This window comes from Vibrio ruber DSM 16370 (assembly GCF_900163965.1).
In the GTDB taxonomy this organism is placed as follows: domain Bacteria; phylum Pseudomonadota; class Gammaproteobacteria; order Enterobacterales; family Vibrionaceae; genus Vibrio; species Vibrio ruber.
The window spans coordinates 21,057-44,821 of the sequence record NZ_FULE01000032.1; the positions used below are offsets into that span (position 1 = coordinate 21,057).

At 44.9% G+C, this 23,765-nt stretch carries 15 protein-coding genes; 8 read left to right on the top strand and 7 right to left on the bottom strand.

Translation table 11 applies throughout. The features are described 5' to 3' along the window. Positions 1-55: 55 nt before the first annotated feature. Together VR7878_RS12570 and VR7878_RS12575 are read left to right on the top strand one after the other, a co-directional pair. A complete protein-coding gene (locus tag VR7878_RS12570; RefSeq protein ID WP_077336443.1) occupies positions 56-1,201 on the top strand; it encodes a mannitol-1-phosphate 5-dehydrogenase in 1,146 nt (381 codons plus the stop codon). A gap of 67 nt (positions 1,202-1,268) precedes the next feature. Continuing rightward, the gene (locus tag VR7878_RS12575) at positions 1,269-1,808 is read left to right on the top strand and encodes an MltR family transcriptional regulator (protein WP_077336444.1); all 540 of its coding nucleotides are present in this window, start codon (positions 1,269-1,271) and stop codon (positions 1,806-1,808) included. A 650-nt stretch (positions 1,809-2,458) separates the two neighbouring features. Here VR7878_RS12575 and putP read toward each other — a convergent pair. The 4 genes from putP to VR7878_RS12600 form a co-directional block, all read right to left on the bottom strand. Continuing rightward, a complete protein-coding gene (putP, locus tag VR7878_RS12585) occupies positions 2,459-3,949 on the bottom strand; it encodes a sodium/proline symporter PutP (protein WP_077336446.1) in 1,491 nt (496 codons plus the stop codon). Positions 3,950-4,040: 91 nt separating this feature from the next. Further along, a complete protein-coding gene (locus tag VR7878_RS12590) occupies positions 4,041-4,739 on the bottom strand; it encodes a 1-pyrroline-5-carboxylate dehydrogenase (RefSeq protein WP_077336447.1) in 699 nt (232 codons plus the stop codon). Beyond that, on the bottom strand, positions 4,729-7,884 hold the full coding sequence (gene putA, locus VR7878_RS12595; protein WP_077336448.1) for a bifunctional proline dehydrogenase/L-glutamate gamma-semialdehyde dehydrogenase PutA: 3,156 nt from the start codon (positions 7,882-7,884) through the stop codon (positions 4,729-4,731). Before putA ends, VR7878_RS12590 begins: the two co-directional genes overlap by 11 nt. A 307-nt stretch (positions 7,885-8,191) precedes the next feature. Further along, a complete protein-coding gene (locus VR7878_RS12600; protein WP_077336449.1) occupies positions 8,192-9,007 on the bottom strand; it encodes an AraC family transcriptional regulator in 816 nt (271 codons plus the stop codon). Between the two features lie 536 nt (positions 9,008-9,543). Between VR7878_RS12600 and VR7878_RS12610 the strand changes: the two genes are divergently transcribed. Then, positions 9,544-10,650 carry a PEGA domain-containing protein gene (locus VR7878_RS12610; RefSeq protein ID WP_077336451.1) on the top strand — a complete coding sequence of 369 codons (1,107 nt, stop codon included), beginning with the start codon at positions 9,544-9,546 and terminating at the stop codon, positions 10,648-10,650. Positions 10,651-10,805: 155 nt separating this feature from the next. Beyond that, positions 10,806-12,638 carry an SUMF1/EgtB/PvdO family nonheme iron enzyme gene (locus tag VR7878_RS12615; RefSeq protein ID WP_077336475.1) on the top strand — a complete coding sequence of 611 codons (1,833 nt, stop codon included), beginning with the start codon at positions 10,806-10,808 and terminating at the stop codon, positions 12,636-12,638. A gap of 105 nt (positions 12,639-12,743) precedes the next feature. Here VR7878_RS12615 and pdxH read toward each other — a convergent pair whose 3' ends face one another. After that, positions 12,744-13,394, bottom strand: coding sequence for a pyridoxamine 5'-phosphate oxidase (pdxH, locus tag VR7878_RS12620; protein WP_077336452.1), 651 nt, complete (start codon positions 13,392-13,394; stop codon positions 12,744-12,746). Between the two features lie 247 nt (positions 13,395-13,641). On the opposite strand from pdxH, the gene VR7878_RS12625 reads away from it, so the two are divergent. The 4 genes from VR7878_RS12625 to VR7878_RS12640 are packed head-to-tail and all read left to right on the top strand — an operon-like array spanning position 13,642 to position 19,808. Further along, the gene (locus tag VR7878_RS12625) at positions 13,642-15,033 is read left to right on the top strand and encodes an HlyD family type I secretion periplasmic adaptor subunit (protein ID WP_077336453.1); all 1,392 of its coding nucleotides are present in this window, start codon (positions 13,642-13,644) and stop codon (positions 15,031-15,033) included. A gap of 51 nt (positions 15,034-15,084) precedes the next feature. Continuing rightward, positions 15,085-15,753, top strand: coding sequence for a transglutaminase-like cysteine peptidase (locus VR7878_RS12630; protein ID WP_077336454.1), 669 nt, complete (start codon positions 15,085-15,087; stop codon positions 15,751-15,753). Between the two features lie 6 nt (positions 15,754-15,759). Beyond that, the gene (locus VR7878_RS12635) at positions 15,760-17,670 is read left to right on the top strand and encodes a bifunctional diguanylate cyclase/phosphodiesterase (protein ID WP_077336455.1); all 1,911 of its coding nucleotides are present in this window, start codon (positions 15,760-15,762) and stop codon (positions 17,668-17,670) included. A gap of 26 nt (positions 17,671-17,696) precedes the next feature. Further along, the gene (locus VR7878_RS12640; protein ID WP_077336456.1) at positions 17,697-19,808 is read left to right on the top strand and encodes a type I secretion system permease/ATPase; all 2,112 of its coding nucleotides are present in this window, start codon (positions 17,697-17,699) and stop codon (positions 19,806-19,808) included. A gap of 47 nt (positions 19,809-19,855) precedes the next feature. On the opposite strand, the gene VR7878_RS12645 is transcribed toward VR7878_RS12640, so the two are convergent. Further along, positions 19,856-21,535, bottom strand: coding sequence for a flagellar assembly protein A (locus tag VR7878_RS12645; RefSeq protein WP_077336457.1), 1,680 nt, complete (start codon positions 21,533-21,535; stop codon positions 19,856-19,858). A gap of 146 nt (positions 21,536-21,681) precedes the next feature. Next, positions 21,682-23,721 (bottom strand): tRNA(Met) cytidine acetyltransferase TmcA, encoded by a 2,040-nt coding sequence (locus tag VR7878_RS12650; protein ID WP_077336458.1) that lies wholly within the window; start codon positions 23,719-23,721, stop codon positions 21,682-21,684. Between the last annotated feature and the right edge of the window lie 44 nt (positions 23,722-23,765).

Sequence of the window (23,765 nt, forward strand, 5' to 3'; positions counted from 1 at the left end):
AGTAGAGGGAATCCACCTCTACTTTTCTTTGATTACAATTTGTAGGTAAAAGTCTATGAAAAAGGCAATTCATTTTGGTGCCGGTAACATCGGACGGGGATTTATTGGCAAACTTCTGGCAGATGCGGGAATCCACGTTATTTTTGCAGACGTCAATCAGGAAATCGTCCAAAAACTACGTCAAGACGGACAGTATCAAGTCAAAATAGTTGGCTCTGAGTGCCAGTGGCAAACGGTCAAAAATGTCACGGCAGTGAACTCTGCCAGTGACGAGATTGATGAACACATCACTCAGGTTGATTTAATTACCACGGCTGTCGGGCCAAACGTACTGGATATCATCGCAAAAACCATTGCGACAGGCATTCAAAAACGGCTCGATAGCGGTAACACAACTCCCCTGAATATCATTGCTTGTGAAAACATGATCCGGGGTTCCTCACATCTTAAAGAACAAGTCTATTTGCATCTGGCGGCAGACTACCATGCCAAGGCTGATACCTTAATTGGCTTTGTGGACTCAGCCGTTGATCGCATTGTCCCTCCGGCAGAAACATCCGACAATATTCTGGATGTCACCGTCGAAAGTTTCAGTGAATGGATCGTTGATGAATTACAATTTGTCGGCGATATTCCTGAAATTCCGGGCATGGAAAAAACGGATAATCTGATGGCCTACATCGAGCGCAAACTGTTCACGCTCAATACCGGTCACTGTATTACCGCTTATCTGGGCTGTCTCAAGGGATTTCAGACGGTTAAAGAATCAATTGAAGATGCAGCAATCTATGCTGATGTAAAACAAGCAATGACCGAAAGCGGAGAAGTTTTAATCCATCGTTATCAATTTGACCGTCAGGCTCATGCCGCTTATATCGAAAAAATTCTGTCCCGGTTTGCCAATCCATATTTAATCGATGATGTTGAACGGGTCGGACGTCAGCCCATCCGTAAGCTCGGAGAAAATGACCGCTTAATCAAACCATTACGTGGTACAATGGGGTACGGTATTGCAAACGCAGCACTATTGAAAGGTATTGCTGCTGCATTAAAATACACAAACGCTTCAGATCCTCAGGCCGTCGAATTACAGGCATATCTGAGTCAGCATGGTGTCCTGGCAACATTAGCTCACTATGCCAATCTGGATGAACACGGGACAGAAGCTAAGCAAGTCGAAGCTATCTATAACACCCTCTAAAAAATAATAAGTGAGGCTGGGGGCCTGCTCCTGCCCCCGTCTCCTTTTTAACTATGATGCTTTCTTTATGGTAGAGAAAATTAACGAAGCAGACATTATTGAGCAGTTGAATGCAGCCTCATCGGTCAGAGGTTTTTTCATTGCAGCTGTCAATATCTTTGAAAAATCTATCGATTCACTGGTACAACGTATTTTCCGGAGTGATTATCTCGCAGTCAAAGCCGTGATTAATCCACTCTTGGAGTCTTCGGGACCACTTGGCGATTTAAGTGTGCGGATCAAACTGCTGTTCGGGTTAGGAGTGATACCGGATGACATCTATCATGACATCGAGGCAATCATTCGTCTCAGAAATCAGTTGAACAAAGATGGCACTGAGTATCATTTTACGGATCCCAAAATCTTGGATGCGATTCACAAAATTAGCGCTTTCAAAAAAATGGGAATCTTTCAGTTAACACCAGCGCTAAACGAAGATGAAGGCACAGATACGCAACTTTATCAATTACAGTTGAACCGCCGGCAACAAGTCATTAAATCAAGCCTATCCCTCGCGATTGTCGAGATATGTAATATGCTCAATGTTGAAAGCCCTTTTACTACGTAGCACGCCAAGCGGGAATATGTCGTGCTACGATATAAGGTTAATGTCCCATGTTCTAAACGAGAGGCGCTTTAAATCACGATATGTGGCGTCTGACTAACCATATCGGTTATCGCTTCAATTTACACTGTAAAGCGTCAGAGGGAGATTTTAGCCTGAGTAATCGATACAACAAGGCTAAGAAATTCGCGGTTCATTCTGTGGGTTATTCGGGAGAGCGCGCGCAGGTCTGACATTCTGGTGATTGCATACCCGGCAGAAATGTAGTCTTTCCATCTTGTAATAGTGATTCCCTCGCATCAGTGAAGAAATGAACAATTGAATCTCTTGCCACCGCGAGCAGTGTCCAGTCTGACAGCGTCGCATTATTGATTTATGTGGGGTGACTTTATGACACACAGGACAATATGCTTCAGACATGACAAACCTCATCAAGTAAACTACTTATTGCTAATAATAAGCGTATTTATCCATATAGAAACACTTTCTCAAAGTTCAACATTAATTTTGTGGCATAAATCACTAAAATTTTATTGATTATTCCTAAATCATCCGAATCGTTTATATCCACAGTAATTATGAATCGCTAAACCCGTTAAGCCACATCGAAAAAAACCCCTCATGAGAGGGGTTTCTGATATCATTTTCGTGTCTTAATCCAGCTCTTCGAGCTGTTTTAAGAATGTATGGTGTTGTGCCTGAACGGATGACTCCGGCTCGCGGCTCAGCAATGTGACCACAACAATTGCAATAATTGAGAAAATAATCCCCGGTACAATTTCATAGACATCAAAAATACCACCGGTGAACTGCTTCCAGACGACAATCGTCACACCACCCACAATGATTCCCGCCAGAGCACCATTACGGTTCATACGAGACCAGAACAGGCTAATCACGAGCGCAGGACCGAATGCCGCGCCGAAACCAGCCCATGCATAAGAAACTAATCCCAAAACAGAGCTATCTGGTGTCATCGCCAACACCAAGGCTAGGATGGAAATTGCCATGACAGAAAGACGGCCAACCCGGACGATTTCTTCAGAGGTTGCATCTTTCTTGATGACTTGTTTGTAAAAATCCTCAGCTAATGCTGATGAACAAACTAACAACTGAGAATCGGCTGTACTCATGATTGCAGCAAGGATTGCAGCTAACAGAATACCGGCAATCACCGGATGGAAAGCGGCATTCACCAATAGCATGAAGATTTTTTCGCCATCTTCTAAGGTAATCGTTGGGTGGTTTGTGGTATAAACCAAACCAACAAGCCCGACCATCACTGCACCAAACATCGCTAGTGCAGACCAGCCAATTGCAATCCGGCGTGCCGTGCGCAAGTCTTTATTTGAACGGGTCGCCTGAAAACGCGCCAGAATGTGCGGCTGGCCAAAATATCCAAGACCCCATGCTGCCAGAGAAATAATCGCAATCGCACCTAATGGCTGCCCGTCAATCCCACGCCAGATGGTCAACAATTCGGGGTTAATCCTGGTTAAATTGTCACCCAACACCGAAAAACCATCTTGCATCATAGCCATCGGTACAATCAGCAAGGCCGCTGCCATTAACAGCCCCTGAACTAAGTCAGTCCATGCAACGGCAAGGAATCCACCAAACAGTGTATATGACACCACACAAATCGTACCGATAATCACCGCAGTGGTATAATCGAGACCAAAGACTGTTTCAAACAGTTTCCCACCAGCCACTAAGCCAGAGCTTGTGTAAAAGAGGAAAAATAACAAAACGAAAAATGCAGAAATTGTTTGAATCAACTTCGACTGATCATTAAAACGGCGAGATAGGAACTCAGGAATGGTAATCGCATCGGTGGTAATACTGTAAGTTCGGAGACGTTTTGCTGCAATGAACCAGTTTAACCAGTTCCCGAGTAGTAATCCGCCAGCTAACCATAAGGATTCTAATCCGGCAGCATAAGCATACCCGGGCAGCCCCAACAGCAACCAACCACTCATATCGGATGCACCGGCTGACAATGCCGCAGGCCAAGGCCCCAGAGAACGTCCACCGAGAAAGTAGTCGGTTGAGTTTTTCGTTCGTAAGTATGCATAAACCCCTATCGCTAACATCATAATGAGGTACACGATAAAGGTTGTTGTAATAGCAAAGCTATTTTCCATAATTCATTCCTCTTTATATATTGATCGCCTTCCCTGTTCCTCTCCGAACGTCTGCCGGTCTAAAGCCCGACAGACGCCAGAAAAGCAGGTTTTAGTGGTTCGAGCTTCCCATTTCTAATAAAGAAGCATTTCCCCCTATCGCTGTTATATTTATAGTGCGTGTCCGTTCCGTGATGAAACGTAACACGAGTGCTGCATCATGCGCCATCGGGAGCTGATCCAAGTCCGTTTCGATAACCGGACTAATAATCACTCCCGGGCGCTTGGACAGTTCTTGATTGACCTGTCTTGCATCTTGCGGCTCACAAATCATTCCGACCTGACGCACATCGCACGCCATGATCTGATGAAATGCATCAACCGCAACGATTTGTACCAGATGGACAGGAAAGCTACTGTTTTCCAATGCTGACGCCAAACGCGAATTCAGCGTCTCATCATCTGAACACAGTAAAATGCTGTTTCCGGCGATTAAAGCTGCTGCTAACTGAGCAACCACAGCCCGTGAAGCATCAGGGCCACTGCGTTTGTTCAGGAGCACGACAACACCTCGGCCAGAGCTATAGAGTTCGTTGGTTTCCCCTGTCGGACCGACTAAAAGCTGTGTATCAGCGATCCGGGTTCTCGCATTATTAAGGTGATAAGTGATAACCTGCGATAAATCAGCAGCATCAAGTTCCAAAGACTGAGCAAGACGAAGTAAATGCTCACTTTTAGAACTAAAATCCGTTAAATTCCACGGCTGCCATGCTAAAGCGGCATCGGAAAAATATGTTGTTTTATTCACCATGCTCCCCTCCTTGTTTTATCGCTGTTTCACTATAAAAAGGGCGGGTAAACCGATAGAGATAATGAGGCCCGCCAGCTTTCGGCCCTGTTCCTGACAATCCTTGCCCGCCAAACGGCTGAACCCCGACGACAGCACCAACCTGATCACGGTTGACATAACAATTTCCGACTCGGGCATGTGCTTCAATCCACCGATACGTGGTTTCATTCCGGCTATGAATACCTAGCGTCAGACCAAAGCCTGTCTGATTTATCTGTTCAACAATATCGGGTAAATCTTTTGCCCGATAACGGACAATATGCAGAATCGGCCCAAAATGTTCTTCTTTGAGGCATTCAATGCCGCTGATTTCGAATGCTGTCGGCGGAACAAATACGCCGTGGCTACATTCACCATCCAACGCCAGCTCAGCAACCAGAGTTTGAGTCTGTTTCATCTCAGCAATATGTGCCTGTAACCGACTCTGGGCAGCTTTATCGATCACCGGCCCCACATCGGTACAGTGAAGTTTGGGATCACCGACGGCAAGCTCCTGCATTGCGCCGCGAATCAATGTGATGACCCGCTCAGCGACATCCTCTTGGATGAACAACACACGTAACGCAGAACAACGTTGTCCGGCCGAAGCGAATGCCGAGCGCAACACATCTCTCACAACTTGTTCAGGCAATGCCGTACTATCAACAATCATGGCATTTTGCCCGCCGGTTTCAGCGATTAAAGGAACCGGATCACAAGGTCTTGCTGCTAATGTTTGATTGATCCGCTGAGCCGTTCCGGTTGAACCGGTAAAAGCAACACCGGCAATTGAAGGGTGAGATGTAAGTAAGTGACCACTTTCTTTACCATGACACGGCAATAAATGGACCACATCGGCAGGAATTCCTGTTTCCAACAACAGTTGAATGGCACGAAACGCGATGAGTGATGTCTGTTCCGCCGGTTTGGCGATCACCGTATTTCCCGCAGCCAAAGCAGCAACCACCTGACCAACGAAAATCGCTAACGGAAAGTTCCACGGGCTGATACATACAAAAACACCACGTCCCAGATACTGGGTATGCCGCTCGGCACCATTAAAATCAGGGTGTGATGTCGGCGTCAGTTGCATCACCTGAGTGGCATAATAACGACAGAAATCGACCGCCTCCCGGACTTCATCAATACTGTCATGAATCGTTTTACCGGCTTCTTGGTGACACAAGGCGACAAACTCGGGTAAATGCGCTTCCATCAATTCGGCAAAATGTGTCAAATAGCCGGAACGAACGGCAAGTCCTGTGTCGCGCCACTGCGGGAATGCGGCCTGCGCGATTTCAATAGATTCCGTAATCTGCTGCTCATTTGCCATGATCACGTTTCCGACTTCGATGCGGTGATCATAAGGTGCAGTGACCGGAGTCACTGGCGCACTCTCCTTGATCATGCTTTCGTATTGATCTTTGCCTTGGATAATTGGTGCTGCGTGCCATTGCTGGTGTAAATACTCAGAGACTTTATGTTCAAAAGGAGCGGCTTCACTTTCGATATCAATGTTGACCCCGTAAGAATTGCGACGGTCAGGATAGATATCCGGCGGCAGCGGGATGGCAGCATTATGCAATGTCTCAAATTCCTGTAGTGCATCAACAGGATGACGATTCAGTAAATCAATCGGACAGCGTGCATCCACCAAACGGTGAACAAAAGAACTATTAGCACCGTTTTCTAACAAACGCCGAACCAGATAAGGCAATAAATCCTTATGATTGCCCACAGGCGCATAAATTCTGATCGCAGGTCGATAGGTTTCCATTACCTGATGAAACAGCGCATCACCCATGCCATGTAAACGCTGGAACTCATAATCACGATGCGTCGCCATCACAGCAACGGCGGTCACCGTCTGAGCGTTATGACTGGCAAACTGAGGGAAGAGCGCCCCCCGAACATGCTCCGATAATAAAAAGCGAGCGCAAGCCAGATAAGAAACATCCGATGCTTCTTTGCGGGTAAATACCGGATACCCTGTGTAACCTTTTTGCTGTGACCACTTAATCTCACTATCCCAGTAGGCGCCTTTAACCAACCGGACCGGAATTAAATCGCCTTGATCTTTTGCCAGACCAGTCAGCCAGGTGAGTGCCGGTAAAGCTCGTTTTGAATAAGCTTGAACCACAATCCCAAGTTTACCCCACCCGCGGCTGACATCATGGCGGTATAATTTCTCAAACAGTTTCAGGGACAGTTCCAACCGATCCGCTTCTTCCGCATCGATCGAAATACCGATATCAACCTCTCTTGCCCGCTTCACCAGTACCACCAGCGTCTCTAACAGCTCGGTCATGACCCGTTCCTGATTCGCGACTTCATAGCGGGGATGCAATGCAGACAGCTTGATCGACACAGAATGCGACGACTGAAGCGTTCCCGCTTCTGAAGCTTTACCAACCGACTCAATTGCAGAAAGGTAATCCTGACAATACTTATCCGCATCGGCACTGGTCAGTGCCGCTTCACCAAGCATATCGAAGGAGTATGTATATCCTTTGTCACGCATTGATTTGCCATTTTTCTGCGCTTCATCGATCGACTGACCCAACACGAACTGACGCCCCATGACTTTCATAGCTTGATGCATTGCTTGACGAATCACCGGTTCAGAGAAGCGATTGACTAACCGATTTAATGCCTGCATCGGGCTGGTACTCTGAATGTCTGACAACTCGAGCACTTTGCCGGTAATCATCAGTCCCCAAGTCGAAGCATTGACGAAAACCGAGTCAGAGTTCTTTAAATGAGAACGCCAGTCTGCAACACTCAGCCGATCTTTAATAAAAGCATCTGCTGTTTCAGCATCTGGAATACGCATCAATGCCTCCGCGAGACACATCAGCAAAATACCTTCCTGCGTGTCCAGACTATATTCCAGAAGCAACGCGTCGATCATTTGCACTGACTTTTTATCGGCTCTGATCGCCTTGATCAACTGAGTCGTCTTTTCCGTGATTTCTTGCTTTTCTTGATTGGTCGGTGTTGCCAGCGGTAACAACTCCTGTAGCCATTGTGACTCATCTGCCATATACAGTGGCGAGATAAGAGCCCAAAGTTTGTTCAGTGGCTGCTCAACAAACTCCGACTTCAACACATCATTTGCAGTAAACATGCGTTTTCCCTCAACGTCATCCCGAACGGGTCTTTTACAATAGCTAGCAGTGTATTCTGGGCATCTGAGGATTACTTGTCAAAAACTCCGTTTTTTTTGTGAAAAGCTCCGATATTTAACAAATTAAAAACACAATCACATCAATTAGGCCAACGTATCGACATCTTTTTTTAGCGAATATCTAAAGAAATAAATACATTAACGCAGGGGAAAACGATTCGGTAACAATGCTGTTTATCCGCTCGATGAGATGAAAAACAGATGAGAAGAAAAAAAAGGAAGAGAAGTGTAATTTGAGAGTAATATCTTATTTTTGATAGCGTTTTTTGTAAGCAGACGGAGAGACACCCACCAGCCGGATAAATGCGTGAGAGAAAGAACTCTGACCAGAAAAACCGGTGATATCGGCAACCTGTCCCAATGTATACCCGCCCTGCTCAATAAATCGCTTCGCCATTTGAACCCGCTTATTCAGCACATACTGATACGGTGTGACACCCGTGGTCGCTTTAAAAAGGGAGTGGAACTGACTTTCGCCGAGAAACACGCTGCCGGCAAGTTGGGCAACCGTGATTGGGCGTCCGATATTGCGTTCGATGTAATGATCAATGATGTCCATATCAAACCGGGATTCTTTCACATGCGGTGCATAGCCGGTGATATGGCGAGGTAAGATCGAGACCAGCGTATCATGACAAGCCTGACTCAACCGATAATCTTCCGGTGTGGTAGACATCTCCTGTCCCAAAATTCGAATCAGGTTTTTAAACGGTTCATCAAGACAAAAATAGCACCCGGAATTCGACAGATCATTGAGTCGTTGCATCATAATTGGTGTTTCTGTGGTCGGAAATGGCAAATTGAGAACCATAATATCGGCACTTTCAACAATCCCGCCAAAAGCGTGGTTAGCCCCGGCGTGGACAATACATCCCTGCCCCGGACCAACGCGGTTGCCATATCCGCTGATTTCAAACTCGGTCATCCCATTGAGGCACACAACGATCTGTGTATAGAAATGAGCATGACAGTCCATTCCCGAAGGCAGCGTCATGACTTCCGCCGGTTTCGGTGTCGGAGTTTGATTGGACACAGGCAGGGAAGTTTTTTTTTGCACAGACATCCCACATCCTCCTCAAAATCCGGTGCAACAATCGCGATGCGCAATATAGTATCAACAATATGCTTAGTAGATTTTTACCTCAGAACAGCTATTTTTTCAAACATAACAAAAATAGATAAGCATACTGATGATTATCAGAAGTGATGAATTCAAATCTGTAACTAATTCCGTGAAAATAATTGCCGTTCATGTATATTAGGCAGGTCGGTAAATTTCGAGTAAGTCTGACGCTGAACGTTTGAGCAGAATCCGGAACAATGATCAAGTGCACATAAATTACGGAGAATGTTTGTTCAAACGCAAAACCAGAGCAGAGATTGAGGTGAAATACTTGCATATTTTCTCATTCGGCTCAAAATGGAAATAGCATGTTTAAAATATACAAAATCAGAGACCTAGGTTACATTTTGTGTTATTTATGCTTCCAATAGAGTAAGAATTATGAGACAGCTACTTCATTATTTCTCTAGTTGTCGAGTCATTGTCTTCTCCACAGAGTTACTGTGGCTAAACGTTAAAAATTGTTGCAGGGACCTATGATAGTACGTCACATCCCAGCGCTCGTATTGGCGCTCAGCCCTCTTTTGGGACCAGCATTTGTATATGCTGATGAAGCAAATGTCGCACAGACTGATCCTGTTGCGACAATTGATGCAAAAATAGATACAAAACAAGATGAAATAAAATCCATTTCATCCAAGTACGACACGGAGATAACCAAACTCCAGCAGTTGAAAAACGATCAAGAGCGTCTGAAACGTGAAGGCGATAAGCTGGAAACGAAAAGAAATCGTGCCAAATCAGATCTGGACAAACAATATAGCCAACTTCTCGAAGATCCGGACATCGATTTAGCAACCTTTCAGAAAAAATATCAAGAAGTCTGGAATGAGTTGAAACAAAATCAGGCAGCGCGACTGGATAACGAACAGACGATTACTGAAAGTGAAATGCGAGTTTCTCAGCTCAAACAGAAACAGGCTCGTCTGAAGAGCGAGCTTGATAATCTGAAAGAGTCACGGGTTGAAGCCCGCGTCAAACGCATTAATGCTGAGCTGATGGACAGCAACACCATTGAAGCCAATTATAAAACAACGTGTTCGACGACGATGACGTTGGGTGAATGTGCGAACCAAGGTGTTTATCTAACCAAACAGAAAGCGGTCTCTGCTTTTCAGGATAAATTACTCGATAATCTGACAGAGTCTGTCATAGCCAAGCAAAATCTGAAAAATGTCGATCTGAATGTTTCGATTCAGGATAGCCAGATTTTGTCGAGTGGTTTTCAGGGTAACAACGATTATTACACCAAAATCCAGGCACAACTTCAGGCGCGGCCGGAAGCAACTGCCGGATGTAAATTGTTGGGTGTATCAACACGATACTGTCTGCAAGGACAGAAAAATTATACACCGAAAAAAGAAAAACAGTGGGCAAACATTACCGTTCGCTCTGACCAATATCAGGATTCTGTGACGATTGATGGTGTCAGTTATGGCAGTACCCCGGTTGAGATTGTTTTACCGCATGGTCGCCATCAATTTACAGTCTCCAAAGACGGGTATGAGACATATAATCAGGTCATTACAGTCAATAGTAATGACACGGTATGGGTCAAACTTCGTCCGAATAAGCAAAGCTAAATGCCAATTTGTGAATTATTTTTTGGTACGATTCACAAACATATGGTTACGACGCCATTTTGTCTGTAAGTTATTGATGATGACTTATGGCCGGATGGCGTTTTCGTTTACAATCGATCAGACGACTTGACGATCCAACATTGAAGTACAAAAGCATGCGACAAGGAATAACTGCTCTATTATCAACCCTTCTGCTTGGCTTTGTATCATTCAGCACTCTGGCTGAAGATACTGCATTGCCAGAAAAAGCCGCACCTTTAGTCAATCAAATTGACGATGCCCTTTTCAGTAAAAATACTGAGCTGGACAAAGCCCAGCACGTTTTGCAAGAAAAGCAACAGACTGTCGCAAATCAACAGACCGAACTAAAAAGACTTCGTCAGCAAGATAAAGAACTTTCGGCCCAACTGAATCAGACTAAAAAAGATTTAGAAAGCGCTTATCAAAAGATGATTTCGGATCCCAAACTGGATATCACCTCCTATCAGTCCACTTACCAGAATGCTTGGTCAAAATACAAACAAAACCAGAAGAGCTTGTTTGAATTGGATAACAAGCTGGAAGAACAGAAAGGATTACTCAAAGATCAGGAAACAACCGTTTCGCTGCTCAAGAAAAATATCGCAGACCTTCAGAGAAATAAATTGAAGGCCCGGGCGAAACGTTTGAGAATCGAGCTGTTAAAAGAAGGCACCGAAAAAGTTAGTTTTACGAACCGTTGTCATCCATCGATGACCATTGCTGCATGTGAGCAACAAACTATCAAACTGGCTTTGCAAAAAGCAGTCAAACAGTTTCAGACTTCTTTACTCAATAGTGTTAGCGAATCTTCGGTCGCAATGAAAAACGCGTCGAAAGCTTCCCTGAATATTCATGTGCTTCAACATCAGACCGTTCAATCCGGTTTTTCTGATGCCAGCCGTTATCAAACGGTTGTTGAAGCGCGGCTCGGGGCAAGACCAGACAATGCGGCACCTTGCCAGCTTTTAGATATCGATGCCCAGTATTGTATTATTGATGAGCAACAGCCAATCCAACAGGAAGTAGCTTGGTTTAACCTGACGCTGCGTTCCAATCTATATGACGACCAAGTGATCATTGATGATGTTCGTTATGGTCATACACCACTGACATTAACATTATCAGAAGGTGTTCATCAGGTTCGGATCGAAAAAACAGGTTATATTCCATATCACACGGAGATTGATCTGAAGTCAGACAGTCAGCTTCGGGCAGTGTTAAAAGAAGAGCATAACCAGTTGAAAACAGGCTATGCATTCGCGGACGCATTATCACAAGACATTTCCGGACCAGAGTTGGTGACAATCACCCAAGGAAAATTCTTTATCGGGGAACACGCATCGACTCAAGTCTTCCTTGATCATGCTTTCGCAATTTCATCAACCCCGATTACTGTTGGACTGTTCAAAGCATTTGTCACTCAAACAGGTTACCGTTCTGATGCAGAACTCACGAAAATGTGCGTGGCGATGATCAATAACCAAATGACCCCACAGTCCGGCCATTACTGGCGCAATCCCGGATTTAAGCAATCCTCACGTTCTCCGGTTGTTTGCGTCAGCCAAAATGATGCCAAAGCATTTACCAACTGGCTTTCAAAGCAAACCGGGTTTAAGTATCGCCTTCCGACCGAAGATGAATGGGAAATTGCAGCCCGGGCCGGCACTCAAACTGATTACTGGTGGGGCGATGATTTTGCGACTGGCTTAGCCAATACAGGCTGGAGCGGCTCTTTCTGGGCAAACAAAAGTACCTCTCCCGTCAAATCATTCCCGGCCAACCCTCTGGGGCTGTATGACGTTGTCGGCAACGTCTGGGAATGGACCAGCGCACCTCAAGGCATTCTCAAAGGCGGCGCCTGGAGCTTCTCACCGCTCAATGCCGTACTCTATAGCCAACTCTTCTCAGAACCCTCAACAGCCGCTAATTACATTGGCTTTCGGGTCGTAAGAGAAATTAAAGAGTAAGCCACCCATCATTCAATCAAAAAGGGAAGCCATCGCTTCCCTTTTCTGTATCTGTCGTCAACGGATTGTTGATGAACGCGTTAGCGAGGAATTCATCAAGCGCGGTTAAGGAGCCAATCGGTTAATCTCCCACGTCCCTTCACTTTGAAGCCCCTCATTTGGGGAATAAAGGAATCGGTCGTGCAAGCGATGCTCCCCACCCTGCCAAAATTCGAAACTTTCAGGAACCACTCGGTACCCCCCCCAAAAGCTGGGAACAGGAATCTCACCTTTGGCAAACTTTTGCTTTAATTCCAGAAACTTCCCTTCCAGTATACCGCGCGCAGAGATACGCTGACTCTGATGACTCGCAATCGCTGCAAGCTGACTGTCTTTCGGACGAGAGGAAAAATATTTGAGGTTTTCCATCGCTGAAAGCTTCTGAGCCCGCCCGGTAATATGAACCTGACGCTCAAGCATATGCCACGGAAAATGAAGACTCACGCGATTATTATGTTCAATATGCTGCGCTTTGCGACTACCAAGATTGGTATAAAAAATAAACCCATGCTCTCCGGAGTCTTTCAGCAAAACGATTCGCTGAAAAGGTTGTCCATCGGGGTCAACAGTCGCCACAGTCATTGCTGTCGGATCAGAAATATTGGCATCAATCGCCTGTTGTAGCCAATAATCGAATTGATGAAAAGGACTTGGCATCAAATCTTTTCTTCTCAAACCACCTTGAATATATTCCCGACGAATATCTGAGAGTTTCATGAGCGCTCCTGCGTTTTTTTCGTGATTGTGCGCCTTTCATATCGATAAAACAAGTATCACATTACCCCCCGACCAAAACGGCAACAAATTTCAGAAAAACCAAGCAATCTCACGAAGATATGGTACAGTTTCTACCGAAAATAGCGGAATTCAGCGATTTTCAGCATCTGTCTGGTGTCAATTCTTAACATTTCACCGGACTAGTAATAAAATCAATAAAGTAATCCGAACCAAACAGGATGTCTTGATGCGTAAAGACAACTACAGCGCGCTTTCTTCAGAAGAGTTAGAATATGTTGACGATAAAACAGCGGCACTTCTGCTCAATACCCCGAATAGTGCTCGGATTATGCTATGGGTCATGGTTGCGTTTTTTGTCATCGCAACCATCTGGTCCTCTTTTGCTGAAATTGACAAAGTGACCGTCGGCAGTGGAAAAGTCATCCCCTCTTCTCAGATCCAAGTTGTCCAAAACTTAGAAGGTGGTCTGGTCAAAAAAATTCTGGTTAAAGAAGGTCAGCACGTCGAAAAAGGCCAACAGCTGATACTCCTTGATGACACCCGTTTTTTGTCCGATTACCGCGAACGGGAACAAGAAGTTGCCAACTTGACTGCCAGCGTTGTCCAACTGTCTGCATCGATTGACAGTGTGCAAATTAATGAGAAATTTGACGAAACCAACTGGCAGAAAAGTGTTGTCGTCACCTACAATCGTTTAAAGTTTCCGCCGACACTGGCCGAAAAAAAAACCGAATTAGTGGAAAGACAAAAAGCACAGTACATTCAGTCACTGGATAACTTGAGAAACCAACTTTCGGTGGTCGACCAGCAAATCAAACAAAAAAATCAGGATCTGATTGAATTGCAAGCCAGAGTCAAAAATTTGAAGCAAAGCTATGAGTACGTGCAAAAAGAACTTCAGATGACTGAACCGCTGGCAAAAGAAGGGGTTGTGCCAGAGATTGAGATCTTAAAATTACAACGGCAAGTAAATGATATCCGTCGTGATATGACATCGGGTCAATTAAAAATCCCACTGGCAAAAGCAGCCCTCAAAGAAGCGATGTATAGCCGTATCGATACAGCACAAACCTTCCGTTCCGAACAACAAGACAAGTTAAATCAGGCTCAGGATAAGTTATCGGCACTCACCGAATCAGCCGTCGGCCTGGAAGACAGAGTCAACCGGACCGTGGTCGTCTCTCCGGTTGCCGGCACGGTCAAAACACTCAATGTCAATACAGTCGGTGGCGTTATTCAACCGGGGATGGACATTGTTGAAATTGTTCCATCAGAAGATACATTACTCGTTGAAGCCAAAATTGCCCCGCAAGACATTGCTTTCCTCCGTCCGAATTTACATGCTATCGTCAAATTTAGTGCCTATAACTTTAGTAAATATGGTGGATTGGAAGGTACGCTTGAACATATCAGCGCCGATACCTCTCAGGATGAAGAGGGCAACAGTTTCTATATTGTTCGGGTCAGGACGTTTTCCACCACATTACATCATGACGGAGACCTCCCCATAATCCCGGGAATGACCGCATCAGTAGATATCATCACCGGAAAACGAACCGTGATGGAGTATCTCTTACAGCCGATACTCGGTGCACAGGAAAATGCACTGAAAGAATAATGGAGCCCGACATCTGCCAATGAACAATCCGATCAGAAAAATAGAGGCATTATGAAACGCTGGCTGACAGTCATCTTTATGCTATTACTACTGATGGTATCGTCATTACAGGCCCTTGATACCACGGAACAGAAGTGGATCACTGCCGTGACAAATGTTTACGGTGAGCGGGCGGGTAAACGAGTAGAAGCCTGGCGTAATGCTTTGGCTGAATATAAACCGCTTTCAACGCAAGAAAAACTGGAAAAAGTAAATGCCTTTTTCAATCAACTCCACTTTGTCAGCGATATCAACTTATGGGGTAAACAAGATTACTGGGCAACCCCACTGGAATTTCTGGGAGCCAATGCCGGTGATTGCGAAGATTTTACAATTGCCAAATATTTCTCTCTCAGAGAAATAGGCATACCGGATGGCAAACTGAGATTAGTCTATGTTAAGGCGATAAAACTAAACCAGTTTCACATGGTACTGGCTTATTACAACACACCCGATGCAGAGCCTCTCATCCTCGATAATCTGATACCTCAAATCAAACCCGCGACAAGCAGGACAGATTTATTGCCGATCTACAGCTTCAATGGTCGAAACCTATGGCTGATGAAATCGAAAAATGGTCAGCTGGCGGGCGATTCGTCTAGACTCAGCCTATGGAATGATTTAAGAGATCGGGAACGGGCACTCATTTTGAATAAACCGATAGTTAGTTACGATGGGTAGGGAAATATGACTCTTTACAAGCAAATCGTTATGGGAATGATTGCGCTGTTTATTTTGCTGATTAGTTGTGTATTTATTATTGAATTTAATACGACACGCAGCAACCTTGAACAACAGCAACGTTCAGAAGTCAGTAATACCATCAATACTGTAGGGCTGGCACTGGCGCCATATTTAGAAGATAAAGACACGGTTGCAGCCGAGTCGGTTATCAATGCTCTCTTTGATGGCAGCACTTATTCATTGGTTAAATTAACCTTTTTCGATGACCGGCCAGCCATTGTGCGAACGTATCCCATCACACCAAACGGTGTGCCGGCATGGTTTACTCACCTTGATTTATTCGAACCAATTAATGAAAGTCGCGTGGTAACCAGCGGTTGGATGCAGTTGGCCGAAGTCGAAATCGTCAGCCATCCGGGCGAAGCCTACCGGCAATTATGGGATGCTCTCATCCGCCTGAGCATTGTTTTCGGCTGTGTATTCCTGTTCGGGCTAATCGCAATTGCGCTGATTATTAAGCACTCTCTACGGCCACTTCACGCAATCGTGATAAAAATGGAACAAGTCGCGCGCAGCCAGTTTGGTAAACCGTTACCGCCCCCGATGACGAAAGATCTTGTCCATGTCGTTGATGGAATCAACCGTATGTCCTCTCAGGTTGAAAAATCCTTCATGGCTCAGGCAAGAGAAGCGCAGCAACTTCGGGATAGAGCCTATCTCGATGCCGTATCAAAGCTGGGCAATCGCTCTTACTACATGAATCAGCTGGAAAGTTGGTTAAGTGAAGGGGGATACGGTGCCGTTGCGATGCTGCAAGCTGCCTTCATTGAGGAAAGTTATGACGCTCAAGGCTATGAGAGCGGAGATGCTCAGGTGAAAACACTGGCAGAGCACCTCAAGCTGTCGATCAACGTTCCGGGGACGATTATTGCGCGTTTATCAAGTAGTGAATTTGCCTTTCTTTTCCCCCATGCTGAGGACGATGAAATTCAGTCGATCGCAGAAGATATTATAAATTGCGTCTCTGACATGACACCGGATCCGACAGGATTCGTTTCGCCGGAAGCTTATCTGGGCATAGTGCTGAATCGCTCAAAAACAACGACATCGAACATTTTATCACTTCTGGATAATGCGTTAGCTTCAGCAAAAGCAGATCGGGCGAAGCCATACCATTATATCAATAGTGACGAAAATCAACTGGTGATGGGTAAACAACAGTGGAAAGCACTGGTTGACGAAGCAATGGAAAAAGATTGGGTACATTTTCGGTTTCAGGCTGCATGTGATAAGAATGGTAATGCCTTACACCAAGAGGTGTTCTCCTCAATCGAAAAAGATGGTCAGCGATATAGTGCTGCGCAATATCTGTTCGCGCTGGAGCAACTGAATGTCAGCCACATTTTCGACGAGTATGTGATTCAGCAAATGTTCGACAAATTAGTTCACGAAGACGGTGACGACATTCTGGCAATTAACATTTCTGAAAGCAGTATTTCGGATCCGAGCTTCATTCGCTGGATATCTCAATTGCTCACACAGAATCCATCAGTCGCGAAGCGGCTCCATTTTGAAATTCCCGAAGCCTGTTTTATTGAAAATGCCAGCTATACAGCACTGTTCTGTCATGCCATTCGAGATGCGGGTGCAGATTTTGGTGTCGATAACTATGGCCGTCATTTCCAGACACTGGATTATCTCAATGAATTCAGACCGCATTACGTAAAACTGGATTATTTATTCACGCACAATCTAAAAGATGAGAAACAGACATATACACTAGCGTCGATTTCAAGAGCCGCACATAACCTCGACATTACAACAGTAGCGTCAAGGATAGAAACACAAGAGCAGCTAGACTTTCTGGCTGAACACTTTATTGATGTATTCCAAGGCTTTATTGTCGATAAGTGATGGAAGAATAGAAAAGGTCAGCTTGAATGCAAGATACATTACTCAATTCGCTGATTTATATCAGTCGGTATTATGGCTTAGCCAACTCACCAGAAGCACTGATTAACGGATTACCGTTAGCAGATGGAAAGCTCACGCCATTTTTGCTGCCGCGGGCTGCGGAAAGAGCTGGGTTAGTTGCCAAAGAAAACCGCGCAACATTGACCGATATTCCCCGACTGATATTTCCGGTCATACTGTTACTTAAAGGCGGTGAGTCATGTGTATTACTCAGTATTCATGAAGATCAACAAGAAGCTGAAGTCGTCACAGAGTCATCCGGTATGGTGCCGATATCCTACTCTATTCAGGAGCTGGAACAGCGCTATATCGGCCGCTATTTTATGGTTAAAAAGCAGTTTAGCTATGATGAGCGCTCTCCGGAGGTTTTAAAAACAAACCAAGGACACTGGTTCTGGAGTACCATTTGGCAATCAAAAAATATTTACCGTGATGTCCTGATTGCTTCATTGCTGATCAATGCCTTTGCCATTGCGGCACCAATGTTTTCCCGGTTAGTGTATGACAAAGTCGTCCCGAACCTTGCATTTGAAACACTCTGGGTGCTTTCCAGCGGTATCGTCTGTATTTTTCTGTTTGATATCACCTTAAAACTGCTCAGAAGTTATTTCATTGATGTTGCAGGCAAAAAATCAGATATCCTGATCTCATCCAAGCTTTACAGTAAGGTACTGGGCATCCGGATGGAGAATCGCCCCCCTTCTGTCGGTGCATTTGCCAGACACCTGCAAGAATTCGAATCGATTCGGGAATTTTTTACCTCTGCGACAATCTCATCACTGATTGATTTACCATTTGCATTCTTATTTCTATTTCTCATTTGGTTAATGTCGGGCCCTCTGGTCATCGTACCGATTATCGGTGTGGTGATACTGGCATGTTACTCTTATCTGATTCAGGCCAAACTGAAAGTTGCCATTGAAGAAGGCTCCAGGCTCGCATCTCAGAAATATGCCAACTTGATTGAAAGCCTTGCCGGTTTAGAAACGGTCAAACTATTCGGTGCACAAAGTCAGTTCCAATACCGCTGGGAAGAGGCCGTCGCACACATGGCGAACTGGAATATTAAAAGCAGAAAAATAACCAATGGTATTCAAAACGCTGCGGGATTTGTCCAACAAGTCAGTAACATCGGGATGATTATTGTTGGTGTTTATTTAATTTCTGAAGGTGACTTAACCATGGGGGGCATGATTGCAGCCACAATGCTCAGCAGCAGGGCCATCGCACCGATGATTCAGCTCTCCTTACTTTCTACTCGATATACTCAGGCAAAATCAGCGTTCACCTTGATCGAAAACATCATGTCTATGCCAGATGAACAAGAGGAAGGCAAACGCTATATTCATCGACCAATTTTTAAAGGAAAAATCGAGTTAGATAATGTGACTTTTCACTATCCGGGCTCAGCTAACGCATCGATTCGGGATGTCAGTATCACTATCAACCCCGGAGAAAAAGTTGCAATTATTGGCAGAGTGGGCTCAGGGAAAACCACATTAGAACGCTTAATCATGGGATTATATAAGCCCACAGAAGGGCATATCCGTATTGATGACACCAATATTTCCCAACTACACCACATTGATATTCGTAGAAATATTGGCTGTGTACCACAAGACAGCCTGCTATTTTACGGAACAATTCGAGAAAACATTACGCTCGGAAGACCATTGGTTGATGACCGGGATGTTATTGATGCAGCAAACCGTGCCGGTGTAACAATGTTTACTCAACAGGATGCAGCAGGCATGGAGCGCCAAGTCGGAGAAGGCGGACAATTACTTTCCGGCGGACAGAAACAGGCGGTTGCGATTGCCCGGGCGCTGTTAGGCCGCCCTCCGGTGCTATTAATGGATGAACCCACCAGTGCGATGGACAACCGCTCAGAAATGCATGTGAAGCATCAATTTAAACAACTCTCTTCGAACGAGACTCTGATACTCATCACGCATAAAACATCAATGCTGGATATTGTTGATCGAATTATCGTGATGGAAAAAGGGTATGTGATTGCAGATGGTGCCAAAGAAGAAGTGCTAAACAATCTGCGGCAGGGAAATGTCCGAGCCGTTTAGTTTAACACGCCAGTAAAAAGCAAAGTGATGTTGGTCATGTGATGCATTCAAATTTCAGAGACCACATCATTTTCATCTAATAAAGAACGGCATTTAATTTCGTACTGGGTGAAATTAAAGATGCTAGGACCATGAGAACGCTTGATCACAATCCGTTCATCACCAAACTGAACGATCACATGACTGAATACTTTACTTTTGACCTCAATGGTATTTTCTCTCAGCATGTCTTCAAATTCATCTTCCATCACAGCGAGCATCTCTTTTTCTTTAACCATCTGCTCGCTCGTTTCCTGTTTAAGGCGCTCAATCGCTTCACGCTCTTCTTCTGTGCGTTTTTCTTTCGGTTTCTTATTAAACTCTAATTCCCGACGGACGATATCCATCGTTGTCGCCTGAGTCTGTTTATACTGTTCTTTATATTGTTCCAACCGTTTCCGATGACTCGCATAACACCCGAACGCTTCAACTCGAGTGGCTGTATCTCCCTCAACACCGAGATTGAGGCAAATAATTTTACCGCCGGCCTTAGCCATGCCACCACTTAACGTCCCTTGCTTCTCTTTTTCATCGATAACATACAAATCCTGACCACAACGAATATTGTTGCTGATACTATGCACGGTCAGATGAATATCATCATGTGCCTGCAGTTCAGAATACTGTGCATAATTGGCTTTAATTGTCCCGCCAGACTTCACTGTACAGGTGCGTGGTTCGTTATCAGTCGTCGTATGGCCAATGATCCCTTTCCCGACCTGAATATCCCCCTGAGCCTGAACATCCGCAGATTCGATAAAGCCACCGACAGTGATCGAACCTGTCGCGCGTACAATCATGCCGGATTCAATATTACCGGCTACAATCAAAGCCCCTTTAAATTTCACATGGCCGGTTCCTACATTGATATTTTGCATACATAATGCATTATCAACATCGATACTTCGTTCTTTGATCAGCGGCATTCCAGAGATCGTGGCAACTAAAATATTAGGGTCTTTCGATGAAATAGCGGTTCCTTTTCCCTCTTTCATCATCGAGTCATTTCCCGGTTTTGCAGGAATCATCGTTCCTTGAACCGTATAGCCGGGCGTTCCTTTTGTCGCAGGAATCCGACGCATCACTTCATCGCCTTCTCCTACCGTGATGGTTTCTCCCAAATTTCTCATATCGAGTTTTGATGAGTTTTCTTTCTGCTGTGGCGCCAATACCCGTTTATTCACATCATCAACTAACGGGATGAATTTCGTATCGACACCATTGACTGGCATTTTCCCTTGCGCGATAGGTTGAACGAAAACCTCTCCGGGAGAGAGCGTTCTACTCATAATTAAAACTTTTTTTAGCGCAGCCTTATTGATACCTTTGATGACTTTTGATTGGGCAAGAGCATGAACCAAATCACTGCCGAGTAATCCCCGACCACCATATGCACCTGTAACAACCATACTCGCAAGCATATCTTGCTCAGCCAGCTCGACTACCACCTGCGCATGAAGACGCTTTGCAATGACACAGTCTTTATAAGCTTCTCCTTTGCCTTCATTCGCATCATTGATAAAGCGTTCTAATACATCGTGATCCAAATAGAACTCAGAGGCACCTAAGTTTGCTAAAGCTTCCATGATTCCGCTTTTCGATAATTTCTTACTCAGCGTTTCTATCGGTTTCAGATTCGCGATGACTGACTTTTTATCTTCTGTAATAGATAAGATTCTTTTCCACATCTAGTCGCCCTTATCGTACGTATCGCAATCCATTCTGCTCGCTTACATTTTACTCATCTCATTACAGCAACTAAATAAGCACCATTGAAAATTCAGTGCTGGGTCACCAACTTAGCAGATTTACAGTGTAAATAAGCAAGTTCGATTTACTGATTATGAGTCAATTTACAGTGTAAACTCATATTGATCGATGAAAGGTTATCTCGGATTTTTTGCTCAATTTGCTTTCTGCCAGTCACGGATGTATGAGAAACAATCGTTGACCATGTCTGATTCTGTAACACTTTCTCTATCAATAAGTCATCAATCATATCAATATGCTCACGGGGAAGCGCTGAAATATAAAGTGCAATCCATACAGCGACACTCTCATAATTGGAGCCTCCCTGAGCATAATTCTCAATCAATGCTGTCGGTATATCTATTATCGGTAAACTGGCTCTCATCTTTAGCAGTTGCCGGACAATATCGGACTCTAGCCGAGTGAGTTCAGTTTTCAAGGCATGTGGGAAATAGTATGAAAATTGTCTTTTTGCTGCATCAAACCACGGATATGCATTGTGGTAAATCATGACGATAGAATAACAGCCACTTGCCTGATCTCTGCGCGAGCCAATTTTCACAGGATGAAAATCATTTTTCCCCCAAAACTGAAGTAGTGCGGAAGTGGCTCCAAAGCTGGTGGCAATATAATCAGCAGGGTATTGACGAGTCAGTGCAGAAAGAAGCGCAGAACCATATCCTTGCCCTTGCCAAGCCGGATGGATCGCAATACGCATCACTCGACAACAAGACAAGCCAGCCGCATCCGACAGCCCGAGTTGATTCACCAAAGATGTCGGCACAAGATGTCCTTTAGGGCGATGCAGACCATGTTGAATCTTATCAACGGCAGCAGGCGATAACGGCCCCTCTTGTATCGCAAGAATGCACCCCACAACATGGTGAGCGCTCTGCGCAACAAGAACCGAGATATTGGAATCAGACAGAATCCCCATTAAATCATTCGGTGTCGTTTGATAATGGGCATTGGTTAGCAAAGCAAATATATTTGCAAACAGTTCAGGTTCATTCAGTAATATTTCACGCGTCAGACAACGATACTGAATCGGGTTATCTCCGGCTGCCTCTATGGTCGGTAACTCCGCATTAAGCAGAAATGTCTGATATTGCCACTGCTCAAGCGGATCACCTTCAGCCCAGCGAATCGGAGTTGATAATTTCTGGTGTGTTAAATCGGGTCTGTTTTCTTTTAACCACGGTAAAAATTTAAGCGTAAATCCTCTGCCACATCCTTCATAACCGTGAATTGTTGTAGAGAAAACTAAACGATGGTAGTGGTTGGTTAAAGCAGTCAGCATCGGTACAGGAATCGCAGCTGCCTCATCAATCAACAAAACATCGCAGCCCGGACGCTGATGAAGGAGTTCATCCGGTGAGATAAACCGGAGCTTCGCTTGTTGATAGGTAAATATCTTTGCTTGCGCTTGTCCTTCCGGAAGCATTCGCTGAAGGTGGCTAAACATTGGCTCAACCGTGGCAAAGGCTGGGGCAGTGACGATGATCTGAATGGAGGAACGACGCTTCATTAACTCGGAGGCTGCAATGCCCAATGCACTGCTCTTTCCCCGCCCACGATCCGCAGTCAATACCAAAGGGCGTTTACGATGTCCTTCGACAACATGAACAATTGCTTCAATTGCTTTTTCCTGTTGCTCAAACTGATCGATCGGTGTCGGTAGTATCCGCGGAAAGTCCATTTTTGCAGGCGGCTGTAATTCATCCACTAATATCAGTTTATCCAGTGCACGGCGTAACCATTGTTCGGCTGGATTTAAATTATCAGCCAACTCTGGCGCCCCAATAAATACCAACAGCCCACCACCTTGTAGCGTCCCAAGTACAGCATTAAAACTATCGGCGTCAAATCCGGCCGACAAATCAATCAATAACAGTCCGCATTCCTGGCCTAATAAACGGCGACCAGATTTGATATCAAACCATTCATAGGATTGTCTGGGATACCCACCGAGCTGTATGTGTCGACCATCAAAATAGTCTTTTAATTGTAGTAGTTGAGCTTCAGTCCATTCAGGTGTCCCTCTCAGTACAATACCGGCACGGTAAAACGTTTGTTCTAGATAAGACTGTAATGGAGAAATAACCTCAGAAAAAGCAGACATCATTGCAAGACCGTAAAACAAGAATATTGATATCACATCATACAAAT

Excerpts from the sequence above, each read along its gene's own strand:
- VR7878_RS12645 (WP_077336457.1), bottom strand. The coding sequence starts at position 21,535 with ATGTGGAAAAGAATCTTATCTATTACAGAAGATAAAAAGTCAGTCATC.
- VR7878_RS12625 (WP_077336453.1), top strand. The coding sequence starts at position 13,642 with ATGCGTAAAGACAACTACAGCGCGCTTTCTTCAGAAGAGTTAGAATAT.
- VR7878_RS12575 (WP_077336444.1), top strand. The coding sequence starts at position 1,269 with ATGGTAGAGAAAATTAACGAAGCAGACATTATTGAGCAGTTGAATGCA.
- VR7878_RS12600 (WP_077336449.1), bottom strand. The coding sequence starts at position 9,007 with ATGTCTGTGCAAAAAAAAACTTCCCTGCCTGTGTCCAATCAAACTCCG.
- VR7878_RS12635 (WP_077336455.1), top strand. The coding sequence starts at position 15,760 with ATGACTCTTTACAAGCAAATCGTTATGGGAATGATTGCGCTGTTTATT.
- putP (WP_077336446.1), bottom strand. The coding sequence starts at position 3,949 with ATGGAAAATAGCTTTGCTATTACAACAACCTTTATCGTGTACCTCATT.
- VR7878_RS12570 (WP_077336443.1), top strand. The coding sequence starts at position 56 with ATGAAAAAGGCAATTCATTTTGGTGCCGGTAACATCGGACGGGGATTT.
- VR7878_RS12630 (WP_077336454.1), top strand. The coding sequence starts at position 15,085 with ATGAAACGCTGGCTGACAGTCATCTTTATGCTATTACTACTGATGGTA.
- pdxH (WP_077336452.1), bottom strand. The coding sequence starts at position 13,394 with ATGAAACTCTCAGATATTCGTCGGGAATATATTCAAGGTGGTTTGAGA.
- VR7878_RS12650 (WP_077336458.1), bottom strand. The coding sequence starts at position 23,721 with ATGATGTCTGCTTTTTCTGAGGTTATTTCTCCATTACAGTCTTATCTA.
- putA (WP_077336448.1), bottom strand. The coding sequence starts at position 7,884 with ATGTTTACTGCAAATGATGTGTTGAAGTCGGAGTTTGTTGAGCAGCCA.
- VR7878_RS12590 (WP_077336447.1), bottom strand. The coding sequence starts at position 4,739 with ATGGTGAATAAAACAACATATTTTTCCGATGCCGCTTTAGCATGGCAG.
- VR7878_RS12610 (WP_077336451.1), top strand. The coding sequence starts at position 9,544 with ATGATAGTACGTCACATCCCAGCGCTCGTATTGGCGCTCAGCCCTCTT.
- VR7878_RS12615 (WP_077336475.1), top strand. The coding sequence starts at position 10,806 with ATGCGACAAGGAATAACTGCTCTATTATCAACCCTTCTGCTTGGCTTT.
- VR7878_RS12640 (WP_077336456.1), top strand. The coding sequence starts at position 17,697 with ATGCAAGATACATTACTCAATTCGCTGATTTATATCAGTCGGTATTAT.